The following is a 16169-nucleotide window of genomic DNA, read 5'->3' as shown; positions in this document are numbered from 1 at the left end:
GCAGCCGGTTTTGTCCCCATGCGTCCTGGCATCGCGTTCACTGCTTCGGGCGCGGGGCCGGGCGGACGTATCGAGCCATCACGCGCATGTCACATCGAAACTGCAAATTCGCAGCTTTCCAGTAAGGTTCGCTATGTTATGTGCAGATATCAAGTTGAAGATAACGAATTTTAGAGAAATAAAGGAAAAACAACTGTTCCCGGGAGGCTGTTGAAATAGCTCCCGCCGCCGCCATCGGAGCGGCAAAGGTTGAAACGAAGGAACGGACGACACAGGGACCGAAACGGCGCGGCGCGCACGGCTGCACCGTGGCGATGGTCAGAATGCGAAGCGGGATGAGTTGGCGCCGGCCTGTCGGGCGAGCATGTCAGCGGATGGAGCGGGTCGGTGGTGACCAGACTCTGGAGAGACGAGGCAGACAAAGGCGCCAGGTTTCATTACCCTGGCGCCCCAAAACACACCATCAAGCCTTTTCAGGCAGGAACCAGTTCATCACGAGCGCACAGATGCCGCCCGTGGCTACGCCCGATTCCAGCACGTTCCTGAGCGCATGCGGCAGGTTCGCGAGGATCTCCGGCACCTGCGAGACGCCCAGGCCCAGCGACAGCGAAACCGAGATGATGAGCAGCGCGCGGCGGTCCAGCCGGATGCCCGCGAGGATGTTGATGCCCGAAGCGGCCACTGCGCCGAACATCACCATGGCCGCCCCGCCCAGCACGGGTTCGGGCACGGCTTGCAGCGCGCCCGCGACCGGCGGGAACAGCCCGAGCACCACGAGCATGGCCGCGATCCAGATGCCCACATGGCGGCTCGCGATGCCGGTGATCTGAATCACGCCGTTGTTCTGCGCGAAGACCGAGCTCGGGAAGGTGTTGAACACGCCGGCGATCAGCGAGTTGGCGCCGTTCACGAGCACGCCGCCCTTGATGCGCCGCATCCACACGGGGCCTTCCACGGGCTCCTTCGAGATCTTGCTGGTGGCCGTAACGTCGCCGATGGCTTCGAGCGAGGTGACGAGATAGATGATCAGCATCGGCACGAACAGCGACCACGAGAAGCTCAGGCCGAAGTGCAGCGGAGTCGGGATCTGAAACAGGGCGGCTTCGCGGGCGCCCGTAAAGTCGAGCCGGCCCATGAGGCCGGCCACGATATAGCCGATTGCGAGCGCGATGACGAGCGCCGTGCTGCGCACCCAGACGATGGGCACGCGGTTGAGCACGATGATGGTGCCGAGCACGACAAACGAAAGCGTGAGGTTCTCGGCGCTCGCGAAGCTGTGGCTGGCAATGGCGCCATAGCCGCCGCCCATGCTGATGAGGCCGACCTTGATGAGCGTGAGGCCGATCAGCAGCACCACGACGCCCGTGACGAGCGGCGTGATGAGCCGCTTGATGAAGGGCAGGATGCGCGAGACGCCCATTTCGACGAACGATCCGGCGATGACGACGCCGAAGATGGCCGACATCACCGTGGTCACGGGCGTGCCTTCATGGACCATCAGGCTGCCGCCGGCGATCAGCGGGCCGACGAAGTTGAAGCTCGTGCCCTGCACGATAAGCAGGCCCGCGCCCAGCGGCCCGAAGCGCTTGCACTGGAGAAACGTGGCGATGCCGGAGATCACGAGCGACATCGAAACGATCAGCGTGGTGTCGCGGCTCGAGACGCCCAGCGCCTGGCAGATCAGCAGACCCGGCGTGACGATCGGCACGATGATGGCCAGCAGGTGCTGAAGGGCGGCCACGAAGGCAAGCGTGGGGGCGGGGCGGTCGTCGGGACCGTAGACAAGGTCGCGGGTGAGGTCGGCGTCATCGGCGGCGCCGTGGGACGTGCGTTGAGCGGAGGAAGCGGGTTGCATCTAGGGCCAGCGGGTCGAGAAGGTCAAAAGGGAAAGGGAGGCCTAGCCGAAGGTGGAAACGGCGGACAATGTGGGTAACACGGAAAAGCGCGGGAAGTGCGGGAAGTGCGGGATTTTAACGGCAAGACCACGGATTCGCCTCGAAAATCAACGATCGGCATAAGATTGGAGCCGGCTATTCGTGCAACGCGATGCGTCGAATAAGCCGGCGCATATGATTGCGTTGGCCGCAAGCCGCGTCGCAAACGCCCGGCAGGAGGAACGACATGACGAACAGGTTCAGGCCCGGTGACCGGGTCGGCTGGAATTCTGAGGCGGGCTGGGTCACGGGCACAATCGTTGCGGTGCACACGGCGGACTTCGACTATAAGGGGCACACGCATCGTGCGTCGCCGGACGACCCGCAGTACGAGATCAAGAGCGACAAGACCGATCACATTGCCGCCCATCGCGGCCGCGTTCTTCAACGGATTTGAACCGGAGGCAGCCCTTGACGCTCCCGTTCTTTACGATCGGCCACTCGAATCGCACCCTCGACGACTTCATGGGGTTGTTGAGCGGCGCGGAGATCTCGTTGCTCGCGGACGTGAGAAAAATGCCGGGGTCGAGAACCCATCCGCAGTTCAACGAGGCGACGCTTGCCGATGCGCTGGCGGCATTCGGCATTGCTTACGAGCACGAGGCTGCACTGGGTGGCCTTCGCGGCAGGACGCGCACGGTTGCCGAGGACGTCAACGGCTTCTGGACGAACAAGAGTTTTCATCGTTACGCCGATTACGCGCTAACCGCGCCATTTCATGCGGGCCTCGATCATCTGATCGAACTGGGGCGGTCGCGGCGCTGCGCGGTCATGTGCTCCGAGGCCGTGTGGTGGCGTTGCCATCGGCGCATCATCGCCGACTATCTGATCGCGCGCGGCGAGTCCGTCTTCCACATCATGGCGCCGGGCCGCATCGTGCCCGCCACGCTGACCGAAGGCGCGGTGGTCCAGCAGGACGGAACGATCGTCTACCCGCGCTAGCCGGGCGGCAGACTATTTGGTGATGTGCTGGATACTAAGGATGCCAAATAATCAGGCGGCGCTGCGCGCGCCCGAGGCGCAATGGCGATCTGCGCCTCAGGCGATGTGCAGCGTCGTGTCGATGCGCGTGCCGCGCTTGATGAAGCGCGTGACCGGCGTTTTCTCGCAGATCTCGGCAAGCCGCGCGCGTTGCGTCTCGTCGAGCGGGCCCGCCACGGCGACGCCCCGACGGATGTATTGCGTGCCGTCCTGGTCGGCGTGCAGGCTGACTTCCACGTCGATCACCGCGTTCGGCCACGCCTTGCGCTGCATATACATGCGCAGCGTGGCGGCCGTGCAGGCGGCCAGCCCCGAAAGCACGAGCGCGAACGGCGCCGGGCCGCGATCCTCGCCGCCTTCGTGCGGGCCTTCGTCGCCAGTCAGCGCATGGCGGCCGGCCTCGAGGGCGACGACATAGTTGGGCGCCTCGGCGGCAAGACGGGCGGTGGCGGTGGCGAGCGGCATGGTCGACTCCTCGGGGCAGGGGTTTTTGTGGCAGTGCGGCGGCAGCGACGATTGTGCCATCGACTCACGGCATGTGCCGGACGGCCTGCGCGGAAGTCTGCGTCGCCTGGGCACGACACGATTTATGCGTTACGGGTGATTTTGCTTCGGATAATTCCTAAAAGTCCCGAAATCGCCGCTGGATTGACAATGTTTGTCCATTCCGAGATACGAAGTGCAAGAAAATCGCTTGTACGGGAACAGTGATCGAGCGTTAAAAAAAGGGCGATATCGAGTCGGATACCGTCCCAATACAACAGGAAGACCAAAGCCTAGCCATGATTAATATTTCGCAGAAGAAAATCGCATGTGGTGTCTGGAAACTCGTTGAGAGCGGCATTCTGCAGTACGTGGCCGATCACGGGCGCAAGCCCGCGGCGCTTATTCTGCATCCGGAGCAACAGGCCGAATTGATGCGTGAAATGGGACTGAAAAGCGAACTGCTCGACGGCGTCTCCATTTTGAGCAGCCCGTGTTTCGAAATGCCGATACTCGCGGACAGCTACGGCAATTTTGTCGATCTTTAAGCAAAGCGCTGAACAGCCGATAAGCGGCTTCAAACCACACGATGAAAATCCACAAGCGGCTGGCGGCGCTGCCGCTCATAGCCCTGGTTACGCTCGCGTCGCCCGCGCAGCACGCACCGGGCCCGGCTGACGAGGCTGCGGCCGCACGAGCGAACGCCGAGTAGAATCGCCAACTCCAGCAACAGCGCGACGCGCAGCAGCGCGAGGCGGCTGTGCAGGCCCGTTCAGTGCGTTCGACCTTGCCGAATCAAGTCGCGCGCCCGGACCTGCCCGACGAAACGCCATGCCTGCGCATCGACGCGTTCGTGCTCGACGTGCCGGCCACGCTGCCGGAGACGGCGCGTGCGAAGGGCGCGTCGGCACTGCCGCAGGATCCGTTTGCATTCGCGCGCGAATGGCTGGACTACTATAAGGGCAAGTGCGTGGGCAAGGCGGGAGTGGACCTGCTCACGAAGGGCGTGCAGCAGACCATCCTGGGTCATGGCTATGTCACGACGCGTGTGCTTGTGCCGCCGCGGGATTTGTCGTCGGGCGTGCCGACGCTGTCGCTCGCGCCAGGCGTGGTGCGGCAGGTGCGGTTTGCCGAGCCGTCCACGCGGGGTACCTGGAAGACCGCCTTCCCGGTGACCGGCGGCGACTTGCTGAACCTGCGCGACCTCGAACAGGGCCTCGAGTAGATGAAGCGCGTCGCGAGCCAGGACATCGACATGAAGATCGAGCCTACCGACCTGCCCGGCGAAAGCGACGTGGTCGTGAGCGTGACGCGCACGAAACCATGGACCTTCGTGGCATCGGTCGACAACTCGGGCAACGAGGGCACGGGCAAGTGGCAGGGCAACGTGAGCCTCGGCATCGACAATCCGCTCGGGCTGAACGACATGTTCACCGTGGGCGCGAACCAGGACCTGTACTTCAGCAACAAGTCGCTGGGTTCGCACGGCTTCAACGGTTCATATTCGGTGCCCCGGGGCTACTGGAGCGCGACGCTCTCGGGCTACACGAATACCTACTATCAGAACATCGCGGGTGTGAACCAGACGTTCGTCTCCAGCTCTCGAAGCGGTTTGGGGAGAGCTTTATCGAAGATGCGAGCATTGCTGCGCAGGCGCGCAACAACACGTTCATCGAAGCGGGCTTGACCGACCGGCATTACATCGGCGCCTCGGAGCTCGACGGCTCGCTGGCCTGGCGTCATGGCATCGGCGGGCTGGGCGCGACCGCCGATCCGGTGCAGAGCGATGGCACGCCCTTCTCCAACAATCCGACTTACCGCTTTCAGATGGCGGTGCTCGACGCGAATCTCTCCGTGCCGTTTGCGATCGCGAACCAGCGTTTCGCTTACGTGACCACATTTCACGGCCAGTACACCAACGACGCGCTGTTCTATATTGACGATCTGACGATCGGCAGCCGCTACACCGTGCGCGGCTTCGACGGCACACGATGCTTGCCGCGGAGAAGGGCTTCTACTGGCGCAACGAGGTGCAATGGCCGGTGTTCCAGACCGGGCAGACGCTTTATGCCGGGCTCGATTACGGACGGGTGTTCGGGCCCGCCACCGAGTTCCTCGCGGGCACCCAGCTCGCGGGCGCGGTCATCGGCATTCGGGGCGGCCTGCCGGCGAAATATGCGAGCTTCAGCTACGACTTGTTTATCGGAACGCCGATCTACAAGCCCAGAGGTTTTCCGACCGCGAGTGTGACGGTCGGGCTGCCGGCCACGGCGCGGCTTTGATCGACGCGGTTTTGATCGATATGGCGCGCGCTGCGGCTTGCCGAAGCAACCCGCAGCGTGGCCATCATGCCGTTATCGCGCGCCTGCCGCTTCCCGCGCGATCTGGCCAAAACGGCCGCTATTGAAGTCCTGCACCGCCTCGCGGATTTCATCGGCCGTGTTCATCACGAACGGGCCATACGCCGCCACGGGTTCGTCGATCGGCTCGCCGCCGAGCAGCAGGATCGTCGCGTCGCTGGACGCGTCGATTTGCACGCCGGTATCCGCGCGCTCGAACAGCACCATCTCGCCGTCGCCCACGTGCTCGCTGCCGTTCACCACGATGCGCCCGCGCGACACGATCAGTGCAAGCGAGCGCCCGGCGGGGTAGTCGAGGCGCGTGCCGTGGCCGGCCTTCACGCGCATGTCCCACACGTCCATGGGCGTGAACGTGAGCGCAGGACCCGCGTGGCCCGCGTACTCGCCTGCAATCACGCGCACGCTGCCGGTGTTCCCGGGCAATTCAACAGTCGGAATCGCGCTCGCGAGCAGCGTTTGATAGCGCGGCGGCGTCATCTTGTCCTTCGCGGGCAGGTTGACCCAAAGCTGCACCATTTCCAGCGTGCCGCCCGACTTCGCGAAATCCTCCGAGTGAAACTCCTCGTGAAGAATGCCCGCGCCCGCGGTCATCCACTGCACGTCGCCGGCGCCGATCTTGCCGCCGCCGCCCGACGAGTCGCGATGTTCGAGTTCGCCCTCGTACACGATCGTCACGGTTTCGAAGCCGCGATGCGGGTGCTGGCCGACGCCGCGCCGTTGCGTGGTCGGCTCGAATCGGGCGGGGCCCGCGTAGTCGAGCATCAGGAACGGGCTCAGCTGGCGGCCCACCGTGCGGTCCGAAAACAGCGAGCGCACCGGGAATCCGTCGCCGACCCAATGCTGGCTGGGGTTGCTGTACTTGCCGATAATTTTCTTCATGGTGCGAATCCTTATCTTCCGGCCGCAATGGCCTCGTTGACATGCATGGAAGATAGGACCGGAACCGTGTTACCGGTAGGGGGCGCCGGTAAGCCACTGTGTCTCATGAATGGAACAATCAAACGAACGTTCGAGTTTCGTTTTTCCGACTGTTATATCAGCCTGGTTATGCGGATGTTTAGATCGGCAATTTATATGGCCGGAGATCATAGGAGATCGTGCGCGCGCCTGGAATGCCTTTCGCGGGAAATCAGTATTGCGCGTGAGGGATAACCTTATTGGGGCATTGATCCATAAGCTATTGGCAGTTCATGAGATTCGCGCGCCCCTCATGGGTGGGGGCGGCGCGCCACGCAGTCCGCGGAGAGGAAATGAAGCGAAACCGTAATGCAAAGATCATCGCCACGCTCGGGCCGGCCAGTTCGGACCCGAAGGTTATCCGTTCGCTTTTCGAGGCCGGCGTCGACGTCTTCCGACTGAATTTCAGCCACGGCACGCACGACGACCATAGTCAGCGTCATGCGCAAATCCGCCGGCTCGAACAGGAATACGGCCGTCCGGTCGGCATTCTGCTCGATCTCCAGGGGCCGAAGCTGCGTCTCGGTACGTTCGAGACGGGTTTTGCGGAACTCGCCGTGGGCGCGCGTTTTCGTCTCGACCTCGATACGACGCCGGGCAATCAGGAGCGCGCGCCGCTCCCGCATCCCGAGATCTTCAAGGCTGTGAAGCCGGGCTCGGAGCTGCTGCTCGACGACGGCAAGGTCCGTCTGCGCGTGGAAGCCTCGGGCGACGATTTCGCCGAGACCGTCGTGCTGGTGGGCGGGCGCATTTCCGACCGCAAGGGCGTGAACGTGCCGGGCTCGCACCTGCCGATCTCGCCGCTCACGAAGAAGGATCGCGCCGACCTCGCGTTCGGCCTCGAACTCGGCGTCGACTGGGTGGCGCTGTCGTTCGTCCAGTGCGTGGAGGATATCGAAGAAGCGCGCGAGCTGATCGGCGAGCGCGCATGGATCATGGCGAAGCTCGAAAAGCCGCTGGCGATCGATCACCTCGAGGGCATCGTGCAGCGCGCCGACGGCGTGATGGTGGCGCGCGGCGATCTCGGCGTTGAGCTGCCGGCCGAGCAGATTCCGGAACTGCAGCGCCGTATCATTCGCGAATGCCGCCGCGTGGGCCGCGTGGTGGTGGTGGCGACGCAGATGCTCGAATCGATGACGAATTCGCCGGTGCCCACGCGTGCGGAAACCTCGGACGTCGCCGGCGCGATTTACGAAGGCGCCGACGCGGTGATGCTGTCGGCCGAATCGGCGAGCGGCAAGTTCCCGCTCGAAGCGGTCAGCACGATGAACCGCATCATCGAGCGCGTGGAAGGCGATCCCGCTTACCGCGAGCAGATCGACGCTTCGCACACGCGTGCCGAAGCGACCGTTGCCGACTCGATTTGCTGCGCGCTGCGCAAGGCTGTGCAGTTGATCGAACCGGTTGTCACCGTCACCTACACGAGCTCGGGTTTCACGAGCCTGCGGGCGGCGCGCGAGCGCGCGCCGTCGCGCATCGTCGCGCTGACGCCTTCGGAGCAGGTGGCGCGCCGTCTGGCGCTGACCTGGGGCGTGCATGCCGTGCCGCGCGTGGAAGCGTCCAACGTGGACGAGATGATCGGTCTCGCATGCCGTGCGGCCGTGACCGAGGGTTTCGGCCGCGAAGGCGACCTCGTGGCAATTGCGGCCGGCCTGCCGTTCGGCGAGTCGGGCACGACAAACCTGCTCCAGATCGCGAAGATTTCGGGCTGAGAGCGTCGAACCCGTTCGCCTGCGCTAGCTGCGCAGGTTTGCAGCGCCCCTCACAGCAGTGGCAGCGTCAGCCGGATGTGTCCGGCAAACGCGGCGACGAGATGTGAGGGGCGTTTGCGTTCGAACTTCAGCGTAATGCCGACGCTGGGCAAGGGCGGCAGACCGGGTTCGCCGTGCAGGATGGCAAGGTCCGCGGGCACGGCCGTCTGCGTCATCACGGCGAAGGCTTGCCCGGAGCGCACCAGTGCGGTCAGGCCGGAGAGGCTGCTGCTCGCATAGGCCACGCGGTAAGCGCGGCCGATACGCTGCAGCGCCTCGCACGCGGCCATGTGGTCGAGCGTGTCCGGGTCGGAGAGCGCGAGCGGCAATGGATCGAAGTGCACGGGTTCCAGCCCCGGATAGCCGATCCATACGAGCTGCTCGTGGCGGATGACGTCCTCGTCCGCATGGCCGTTCGCATCTTCCGGCAATGAAATCATCGCGAGATCCACGGCGCGGCTTTCGAGTTGCTCGATAAGGCGCGGCGTAGGTCCGCAAACGACCTCCACGAGAGCCTGCGGATGTTGGCGCGAAAACTGGCGCAGCAGTGCGGGCAGAAACACGGCGGCATAGTCGTCCGGGCAGCCGAAGCGGATCGTCCCCGTCAATCCCTTGCCGCATAAATCGGCCATGGCTTCGTCGTGCAGCCGCAGCATGCGCTGCGCGTGAATCAGCAGGCGCTCGCCGGGATTCGTCAGCGCCACGCCACGCCCAGTGCGCTGAAACAGCGGCTGGTCGACGATCTCCTCCAGACGCTTCATCTGCTGGCTCAGCGCGGACTGCGTGCGGCCGACCCGGCTGGCCGCACGGCTCAGCGAGCGCACTTCCGCAACGACGGCAAACGAACGCAGCAGATCGATTTCGAGCGACCGGCTCACGGTATTCGTCACGATATTCGCCCCGGATATTAACGGCCGACGATGGCCGCAGAAATTGGCCGCCGATATTAGCCAGACTGCTGGCTCGCATTAAAACTATTCGTTTCTATAAAACCAGAGGCGCGCCTACACTGCAAGTCATTCCCACCAGGCCCTCGTTTGGCAGCCAACCACCAGGAGAAGCACGGTGTCCCGGAACAACGACGCAACGTTTTGGCGCAATGCCAGGCAGCACCTCATCCGCTACGGCGGCACGTTCGAGCCGATGATCATCGAGCGCGCCAAAGGCAGCTTTGTCTACGATGCGGATGGCCGTGCGATCCTCGATTTCACCTCGGGGCAGATGAGCGCGGTGCTGGGGCACAGCCATCCTGAAATCGTCTCGGTCATCAACGAGTACGCCGGCAAGCTCGACCATCTCTTCAGCGGCATGCTCTCGCGGCCCGTGGTCGATCTCGCCACGCGTCTGGCCGAGGTCACGCCGGAGGGGCTCGACCGCGCGCTGTTGCTCAGCACCGGCGCGGAGTCGAACGAGGCCGCTATCCGCATGGCGAAGCTGGTCACGGGCAAGTACGAGATCGTCGGCTTTGCGCAGTCGTGGCACGGCATGACGGGGGGCGCGGCGTCCGCGACCTACAGCGCGGGCCGCAAGGGTGTCGGGCCCGCGGCGGTCGGCTCGTTCGCGATACCGGCGCCATTCACGTACCGGCCGCGCTTCGAGCGCAACGGCCATTACGATTATCTTGCGGAGCTGGATTACGCATTCGACCTGATCGATCGCCAGTCCAGCGGCAATCTCGCCGCCTTCATCGCCGAGCCGATCCTGAGCTCCGGCGGGATCATCGAACTGCCCGAAGGCTACATGGCGGCGCTCAAGCGTAAATGCGAAGAGCGCGGCATGCTGCTGATTCTGGACGAGGCGCAAACCGGGGTGGGGCGCACCGGCACGATGTTCGCCTGCGAGCGCGACGGCGTGACGCCCGACATTCTCACGCTCTCGAAGACGCTGGGCGCCGGGCTGCCGCTCGCGGCCGTCGTGACTTCCGCGGAGATCGAAGAGCGTGCGCACGAACTGGGTTATCTGTTCTATACGACGCACGTGTCCGATCCGCTGCCAGCCGCCGTGGGCCTGCGCGTACTGGACGTGGTGGAGCGCGAGGGACTGGTTGCGCGCGCGAACGTCATGGGCGATCGGTTAAGGCGTGGCCTGCTCGATCTGATGGAGCGTTTCGAGTGCATCGGCGATGTGCGCGGGCGTGGGCTCCTTCTCGGCATGGAGATCGTCAAGGATCGCCGCACGAAGGAGCCCGCCGATGGCCTGGGCGCGAAGATCACGCGCGAGTGCATGAGCCTCGGACTTAGCATGAACATCGTACAGTTGCCCGGCATGGGTGGCGTGTTCCGGATTGCGCCGCCGCTGACTGTGAGCGAGGAGGAGATCGACCTGGGTGTTTCGATGCTGGGGCAGGCGATCGAGCGCTCGGTTTGAGCGCACGATTCATCGCACAGTGGGTTTTTCCCGCTTGTTTTCGCGCTTATTTCCCAGGCACCAGCACGACTCTGAAACGCGCCTTTCCGCTCATCATCTGCTCGTAAGCTTCTGCTGCACGGCTGAGCGGATATTCCTCGATCATGGGCTTCACGCCCGAGAGCGCGCTGAACGCGAGTGTGTCCTGGGAGTCGGCCGCCGTGCCGGACGGCCAGCCCTGCACCGAATTGCGCCCCATGATGAACTGCGTGATGGGCACTTCCACGGGCTCTTCCGACACGCCGACCATGATCAGCTTGCCGTTCACACCGAGCCCGCCGATTGCGGCGCTCATGGCCTTGCCGCTCGTGGCCGTCGCGAGAATCACGCGTGCGCCGCCGAGCGCCTGCAATGCTTCGGCCACGTTCTGCGCTTCGCTGTCGATGTAATGATGGGCGCCGAGTTGCTTCGCGAGCGGCTCCTTGTCCTTGCCGCGCGCGATGGCCACGGTCACGAAGCCCATCTTGCGTGCGTACTGCACGCCGAGATGGCCCAGCCCGCCAATGCCGAGGATCGCCACGACATCGCCCGCGTGTGCGCCGCTGCGGCGCAATGCATTGAAGGTGGTGATGCCCGCGCACAGGAGCGGGGCGGCGTCGACGTCGGAGAGATCGTCGGGCATGCGGGCGAGGGCTTCCTGCGGCGCCACCATGTACTGCGCGTAGCCGCCGTCGTAGCTGATGCCAGGCACGAGCGCGCTTTTGCAGAGCACGAAGTCGCCGCGCCGGCAGCTTTCGCAGTGGCCGCAATGCCCGCCGTGCCAGCCCACCCCCACACGTTGCCCGACCTGCCAGTCTTCTATGCCAGTCCCGAGCTTTTCGACGATACCGGCGATTTCGTGTCCCGGCACGCGCGGATACTGAAGCCCGGGCCACAGTCCTTCCTTCGTGAGCGAGTCGCTATGGCAGATCCCGCAGGCCTGCACCTTGATCAGCACATGTCGTTCGGGCGGCTCGGGTATGTCCCGTTCGACCAGTTCCAGCGGGCCGCCTGCTTTCGTTACCTGCACTGCCTGCATCTTGCGCATCGTGTGCTCCTTCGCGTGTTCCTGATGGGATTCGCCCCCGGGCGGTGATCTGACGGGTGGAGTGTAGCGCCATTGGGGCGTGCTTCTACTGGGTCATTGTAGGACGCGATATGGGTGCGGCGGGCTGAGGGAACCGATCACGAGCGCGGAGGAACGTGCAGCCACGTGATTGCCACGACGAGCAGGAACCTCACATAGGCCATCAGGCATCCGGCTTGCTCAAATGGGGCGATATGCCTTTATGGGTGATGCCAATCCCGGGGCCACCGCTCAGGCCGGCCTCGACTCGATATCAACCAGAAAAATACGATGTACGAAACGTCATTCGTCGGCTTCGTTGGCTCGCGGATTCAGGCGGTTGCAACTCACTCGCTCGTCGACGTGCGCCCGGGGCCGAGCGGGAAGCGCTGCCTATGAGCCGCCGCATCGAGGACTACGCGCTGCTCGCGGACGGCCGTGGCGCCGCGCTAACGAGCCGTGACGGCACGATCGAGTGGCTCTGCTGGCCGCGCTTCGACAGCGAGCCGTGCTTCGCAGCCATGCTCGGTACAGCCGGGAACGGCCACTGGCGCATGGCGCCCGCCGAGCCGGCACACAGCATCAGCCGCCGCTACGAAGAGGACACGCTCGTGCTGCAAACCGATTTCGAGGGGCGCAGCGGCTGCGTGCGGCTGACCGATTTCATGACGGCCGACACCCGCGAGCCGTGCATCGTGCGTATGGCCGAAGGACTGCACGGCAGCGTCGCCATGCGGTCGGTTCTGCATCCGCGTGCCGATGCGGATGCACCGCCGCCCGTGATCGTCCCTGAGCAAGGCGCCGTGACAGTGCGCACGGCGAGCGGTGCGATGACGCTGCGCGCAGACTTGCCGCTCGCCGTGCACGGTCACGCGCTCGAGGCCTCGTTCACGCTGCGCGAAGGCAAGCGTGCTGTGTTCACGCTGTGCCATGGCGACCAGCCGGGCGTCGATACGGTTGCGGCTGCGCTTGCGCTGCAAGACACGCGCCGCCATTGGCGCCGCTGGATCGACGGCTTCGACGACAGCCGCACGCATTGGCCACAGGCCGTGCGTCGCTCGCTGCTTACCTTGAAGGCGCTGATCTACCGCCCGAGCGGCGCGATGGTGGCCGCGCCCACGACCTCGCTGCCCGAGGCGCCGGGCGGCAGCCTGAACTGGGACTACCGCTACTGCTGGCTGCGCGACGCGAGTTTCGCAATGGAGGCGCTCATAGAAGCGGGCTTTCACGGCGAGGCGATGGCGTGGCGCGACTGGCTGCTGGACACGCTCGGCGAAACTTTGGACACCTTCCACATCATGTATTGCGTCGATGGCGGGCACGTGCCGCGCGAGCGCAGTGTATCCGCACTCACGGGATGGCGCGGCGCGCAGCCGGTGCGCATCGGCAATGCGGCGGCGAGGCAGTATCAGCCCGACGTATTCGGCGAGGCGCTCGATTGCCTCTATCTCGCGCGCAAGGCTGGCCTCCCGCCAGCGGAGGGCGAGGCGGCGCTCGAAGCGCGCATCGTCCGCTGGCTGCTCGATCATCGCGACCGGCCGGGCTCGGGCATCTGGGAATCGCGTAGCACGCCTTGCCACTTCACCAGTTCGCGCGTGATGGCCTGGGTGGCGCTCGACCGCTTCATCTCGCACTGGCGCGATGCTGGACCCGGCCGGGGCGACGCCCTCATGCAACAGGCGGTCGCACTGCGCCGCGCGCTGCACGACGAAGTCTGCACGCGCGGCTGGCATGCCGGGCGCGGCGTGTTCGTGCGCGGCTATGCCGACCCGGAGCTCGACGCGAGCGTGCTGCTCATGCCGCTGGTGGGTTTCATGCGCGCCGACGACGTGCTCATGTCGACGACGCTCGATGCCATTCGCGCCGAGCTCGGCGACGGCGGCCTGATCCGCCGCTGGAAACGCGGCGGTGAAGCGCCGAACGAAGGCGCGTTTCTAGCGTGCTCGTGCTGGATGGCCGACTGCCTGTACCTGCGAGGCGACGAAGATGCCGCGTGCCGCCAGTTCGAGCGCGTGCTCGCCGTGGCAAACGATCTGGGCCTGCTTGCCGAAGAATACGATGTGCATGAGCGGCGCCTCGCGGGCAACTTTCCTCAGGCGCTCACGCATATGGCCGTGGTGAAGACCGCCTTGCTGCTGAGCGGCACGGCGAAGCGCCATCGCAGCGCGGCGGCGCATTAACACGCGCGTGTTGCGGTGTCCCTGCGCGCCACCCCGCGCCGGGCGACCACCGGCTTTGCGCGCCGCGCTTACTCGATGCTCGGGAAGTAGTCGTCCTTGTCGGCGTGGAAGATTGCATCGTCCAGCACCACATCGAATGCGCAGGCGCCGCCATGCTGGGAGGGACCCTGGCGTTCCTCGAATTGCGTGCGCACACACTGGCGGATGCGTTGCTGAATGGTGCGCCGTTGCGCGGTCTCCAGACCCGCGTAACGTTCGAGCTGTGCGCGTGTCGCGTGGATCGTGGCCGCACAACGCGCATCGAGTGTGGAATCGCGTTTCGACTCCACGACCCAGCTCAAACGCAATACGACGGTGTCTTCATCTTTGAGGCAGTTCACGGTCGACGCCTTGGGTGATTCGAAGAGATTCGCCAGTGACATCTGGATCTCTTCAAGACGCTGGTCGAAATCGAAAGTTTTCATGGTTGCTCCATTGGTCTTCCAAGACGACAGCATCGCGCGTTCCCTGGTCGGGCGGGCATGCCATGTGCTCGCGATGCATTTTTACGCGAGATACAGCGACCCGAGACCTGCCTGCGCGATGCACACGACCGAAACGCAATCCATCGTCGAAACCAACCTTCCCGCACGCCTCGACCGCCTGCCGTGGGGGCATTTTCATGTGCTGATCGTGGTGGCGCTGGGCGTCACGTGGCTGCTGGACGGGCTCGAAGTGACGCTCGCGGGCGCCGTGGCGAGCGCGCTGAAGACGAGCCCGGTGCTCCATTTCGACAACACTCAGGTCGGGATTGCCGGCAGCGCCTATATTGCCGGCGCGGTGTGCGGCGCGTTGGGCTTCGGCTGGCTCACGGACCGGCTGGGGCGGCGCAAGCTCTTTTTCATCACGCTCACGGTCTATCTGGCCGCCACCGCCGCCACGGCATTCTCGTGGAGCTTCGCAAGCTTTGTAGTGTTTCGCGCGCTCACGGGCGCGGGCATCGGCGGCGAGTACGCGGCGATCAATTCGACCATTCAGGAATTCACGCCCGCGCGCGTGCGCGGCTGGACCGACCTCGGCATCAACGGCACATTCTGGGTGGGCGCGGGCATTGGCGCGGCGGGCTCGCTGATCGTGCTGGAGCCGCATCTGCTGCCGCCCGACTGGGGCTGGCGCGTGTGTTTCTTCATCGGCGCGGTGCTCGCGCTCGTGATCCTGCCGATGCGCGCATGGATACCGGAAAGCCCGCGCTGGCTGCTCACGCACGGCGAGCACGACGAAGCGCGCGCCATCGTCGAGACCATCGAGGCACGCTTCCGGAAGACGGGGCATGTGCTTGGCGATCCTCCGGGAAAGCCGCTGCGGCTGCGCGCGCAAAGCCATACGCCGCTCTCAACCGTGCTGCACGCGATCTTCGTGCAGCACCGCCGCCGCGCGGCGGTCGGGCTTTCGCTGATGACGGCCCAGGCATTTTTCTACAATGCGATCTTCTTTACCTACGCGCTGGTGCTCACGGACTTCTACCACGTGCCGGGCGGCGACGTGGGCCTTTACCTGCTGCCGTTCGCGCTCGGCAATTTTCTTGGGCCGCTCCTGCTGGGGCGGCTGTTCGACGTGATCGGACGCCGCAAGATGATCGCCACGACGTACGCGCTCTCGGGCCTGTTGCTGACGGGAAGCGGCTATCTATTCGCGCAAGGGATGCTGACCGTCATGACGCAAACCCTCGCGTGGATGGTGATTTTCTTCTTCGCATCGGCGGCGGCAAGTTCCGCCTATCTGACCGTGAGCGAATCCTTCCCGCTCGAAATCCGCGCGCTGGCGATTGCGGTGTTCTACGCGTTCGGCACCGCGCTGGGCGGAATTGTCGGGCCGGCTTTCTTCGGACATCTGATCGATACGCATCAGCGCGGCGCGGTGTTCACGGGCTACCTCGTGGGGTCCGCGCTGATGGTGGGCGCGGCGCTGGTTGCCGCGGTGTGGGGCGCGGACGCCGAGCGCAAGTCGCTGGAGCACGTGGCCGCGCCGCTTTCTGCGGTGCCGGACGAGCCGTGAGTGGGTGGCAGCCAATCAACCATTCACGGCCCGCTGGC

Annotated in this window: 15 protein-coding genes and 1 pseudogene; 10 read left to right on the top strand and 6 right to left on the bottom strand. The window is 64.8% G+C overall.

Features of this window, described 5'->3' with window-relative positions; translation table 11 throughout:
- Positions 1-463 precede the first annotated feature (463 nt).
- Complete coding sequence (locus tag P5W99_RS32890) at positions 464-1855, bottom strand: uracil-xanthine permease family protein (protein ID WP_434666537.1); 1392 nt, start codon at positions 1853-1855, stop codon at positions 464-466.
- A gap of 266 nt (positions 1856-2121) precedes the next feature.
- Here P5W99_RS32890 and P5W99_RS32885 point away from each other — a divergent pair, with 266 nt between their 5' ends.
- Positions 2122-2331, top strand: a complete 210-nt coding sequence (locus tag P5W99_RS32885; protein WP_434666534.1) for a DUF2945 domain-containing protein — start codon at positions 2122-2124, stop codon at positions 2329-2331.
- Between the two features lie 14 nt (positions 2332-2345).
- Positions 2346-2876 carry a DUF488 domain-containing protein gene (locus tag P5W99_RS32880; protein ID WP_421028722.1) on the top strand — a complete coding sequence of 177 codons (531 nt, stop codon included), beginning with the start codon at positions 2346-2348 and terminating at the stop codon, positions 2874-2876.
- A 96-nt stretch (positions 2877-2972) separates the two neighbouring features.
- On the opposite strand, the gene P5W99_RS32875 is transcribed toward P5W99_RS32880, so the two are convergent.
- Positions 2973-3380, bottom strand: a complete 408-nt coding sequence (locus P5W99_RS32875) for an OsmC family protein (protein WP_421028721.1) — start codon at positions 3378-3380, stop codon at positions 2973-2975.
- A gap of 317 nt (positions 3381-3697) precedes the next feature.
- Here P5W99_RS32875 and P5W99_RS32870 point away from each other — a divergent pair, with 317 nt between their 5' ends.
- The 4 genes and pseudogenes from P5W99_RS32870 to P5W99_RS32855 all read left to right on the top strand — a co-directional run bounded on the left by P5W99_RS32870 (position 3698) and on the right by P5W99_RS32855 (position 5680).
- Complete coding sequence (locus P5W99_RS32870) at positions 3698-3946, top strand: hypothetical protein (RefSeq protein WP_421028720.1); 249 nt, start codon at positions 3698-3700, stop codon at positions 3944-3946.
- A 239-nt stretch (positions 3947-4185) separates the two neighbouring features.
- The gene (locus P5W99_RS32865; protein WP_421028719.1) at positions 4186-4623 is read left to right on the top strand and encodes a POTRA domain-containing protein; all 438 of its coding nucleotides are present in this window, start codon (positions 4186-4188) and stop codon (positions 4621-4623) included.
- A pseudogene (locus tag P5W99_RS32860) lies at positions 4624-5324 on the top strand (ShlB/FhaC/HecB family hemolysin secretion/activation protein); the annotation flags it as partial.
- A gap of 65 nt (positions 5325-5389) precedes the next feature.
- Positions 5390-5680, top strand: a complete 291-nt coding sequence (locus P5W99_RS32855) for a ShlB/FhaC/HecB family hemolysin secretion/activation protein (protein WP_421028718.1) — start codon at positions 5390-5392, stop codon at positions 5678-5680.
- Between the two features lie 72 nt (positions 5681-5752).
- On the opposite strand, the gene P5W99_RS32850 is transcribed toward P5W99_RS32855, so the two are convergent.
- A complete protein-coding gene (locus P5W99_RS32850) occupies positions 5753-6637 on the bottom strand; it encodes a pirin family protein (RefSeq protein WP_421028717.1) in 885 nt (294 codons plus the stop codon).
- Between the two features lie 371 nt (positions 6638-7008).
- Between P5W99_RS32850 and pyk the strand changes: the two genes are divergently transcribed.
- Positions 7009-8427 (top strand): pyruvate kinase, encoded by a 1419-nt coding sequence (pyk, locus tag P5W99_RS32845; RefSeq protein WP_421028716.1) that lies wholly within the window; start codon positions 7009-7011, stop codon positions 8425-8427.
- A gap of 50 nt (positions 8428-8477) precedes the next feature.
- Here the strand turns inward: pyk and P5W99_RS32840 are convergent, their stop codons facing one another.
- The gene (locus tag P5W99_RS32840; RefSeq protein ID WP_434666611.1) at positions 8478-9344 is read right to left on the bottom strand and encodes a LysR family transcriptional regulator; all 867 of its coding nucleotides are present in this window, start codon (positions 9342-9344) and stop codon (positions 8478-8480) included.
- Positions 9345-9531: 187 nt separating this feature from the next.
- Between P5W99_RS32840 and P5W99_RS32835 the strand changes: the two genes are divergently transcribed.
- Positions 9532-10833: an aspartate aminotransferase family protein gene (locus P5W99_RS32835; protein ID WP_421028715.1), complete on the top strand. Its 1302-nt coding sequence runs from the start codon at positions 9532-9534 to the stop codon at positions 10831-10833.
- 46 nt (positions 10834-10879) lie between these two features.
- Here P5W99_RS32835 and P5W99_RS32830 read toward each other — a convergent pair whose 3' ends face one another.
- Positions 10880-11899 carry an alcohol dehydrogenase gene (locus tag P5W99_RS32830; protein ID WP_421028714.1) on the bottom strand — a complete coding sequence of 340 codons (1020 nt, stop codon included), beginning with the start codon at positions 11897-11899 and terminating at the stop codon, positions 10880-10882.
- 413 nt (positions 11900-12312) lie between these two features.
- Between P5W99_RS32830 and P5W99_RS32825 the strand changes: the two genes are divergently transcribed.
- Positions 12313-14097: a glycoside hydrolase family 15 protein gene (locus tag P5W99_RS32825; protein WP_421028713.1), complete on the top strand. Its 1785-nt coding sequence runs from the start codon at positions 12313-12315 to the stop codon at positions 14095-14097.
- 68 nt (positions 14098-14165) lie between these two features.
- Here P5W99_RS32825 and P5W99_RS32820 read toward each other — a convergent pair whose 3' ends face one another.
- The gene (locus tag P5W99_RS32820) at positions 14166-14561 is read right to left on the bottom strand and encodes a hypothetical protein (RefSeq protein ID WP_421028712.1); all 396 of its coding nucleotides are present in this window, start codon (positions 14559-14561) and stop codon (positions 14166-14168) included.
- Positions 14562-14679: 118 nt separating this feature from the next.
- Here P5W99_RS32820 and P5W99_RS32815 point away from each other — a divergent pair, with 118 nt between their 5' ends.
- Positions 14680-16131 carry an MFS transporter gene (locus P5W99_RS32815; protein WP_421028711.1) on the top strand — a complete coding sequence of 484 codons (1452 nt, stop codon included), beginning with the start codon at positions 14680-14682 and terminating at the stop codon, positions 16129-16131.
- The last annotated feature ends 38 nt before the right edge of the window (positions 16132-16169 follow it).

Origin of the sequence: Paraburkholderia sp. A3BS-1L (genome assembly GCF_051125215.1) — a bacterium.
GTDB lineage: Bacteria > Pseudomonadota > Gammaproteobacteria > Burkholderiales > Burkholderiaceae > Paraburkholderia.
Note: the sequence above shows the minus strand (reverse complement) of the source record. Positions and strands in the feature narration are given on the sequence as shown.

What these genes read in the sequence shown, in the direction of transcription:
- P5W99_RS32890 (WP_434666537.1), bottom strand. Translation starts at nt 1,855, where the DNA reads ATGCAACCCGCTTCCTCCGCTCAACGCACGTCCCACGGCGCCGCCGAT.
- P5W99_RS32885 (WP_434666534.1), top strand. Translation starts at nt 2,122, where the DNA reads ATGACGAACAGGTTCAGGCCCGGTGACCGGGTCGGCTGGAATTCTGAG.
- P5W99_RS32875 (WP_421028721.1), bottom strand. Translation starts at nt 3,380, where the DNA reads ATGCCGCTCGCCACCGCCACCGCCCGTCTTGCCGCCGAGGCGCCCAAC.
- P5W99_RS32870 (WP_421028720.1), top strand. Translation starts at nt 3,698, where the DNA reads ATGATTAATATTTCGCAGAAGAAAATCGCATGTGGTGTCTGGAAACTC.
- P5W99_RS32855 (WP_421028718.1), top strand. Translation starts at nt 5,390, where the DNA reads ATGCTTGCCGCGGAGAAGGGCTTCTACTGGCGCAACGAGGTGCAATGG.
- P5W99_RS32850 (WP_421028717.1), bottom strand. Translation starts at nt 6,637, where the DNA reads ATGAAGAAAATTATCGGCAAGTACAGCAACCCCAGCCAGCATTGGGTC.
- pyk (WP_421028716.1), top strand. Translation starts at nt 7,009, where the DNA reads ATGAAGCGAAACCGTAATGCAAAGATCATCGCCACGCTCGGGCCGGCC.
- P5W99_RS32830 (WP_421028714.1), bottom strand. Translation starts at nt 11,899, where the DNA reads ATGCGCAAGATGCAGGCAGTGCAGGTAACGAAAGCAGGCGGCCCGCTG.
- P5W99_RS32825 (WP_421028713.1), top strand. Translation starts at nt 12,313, where the DNA reads ATGAGCCGCCGCATCGAGGACTACGCGCTGCTCGCGGACGGCCGTGGC.
- P5W99_RS32820 (WP_421028712.1), bottom strand. Translation starts at nt 14,561, where the DNA reads ATGAAAACTTTCGATTTCGACCAGCGTCTTGAAGAGATCCAGATGTCA.
- P5W99_RS32815 (WP_421028711.1), top strand. Translation starts at nt 14,680, where the DNA reads ATGCACACGACCGAAACGCAATCCATCGTCGAAACCAACCTTCCCGCA.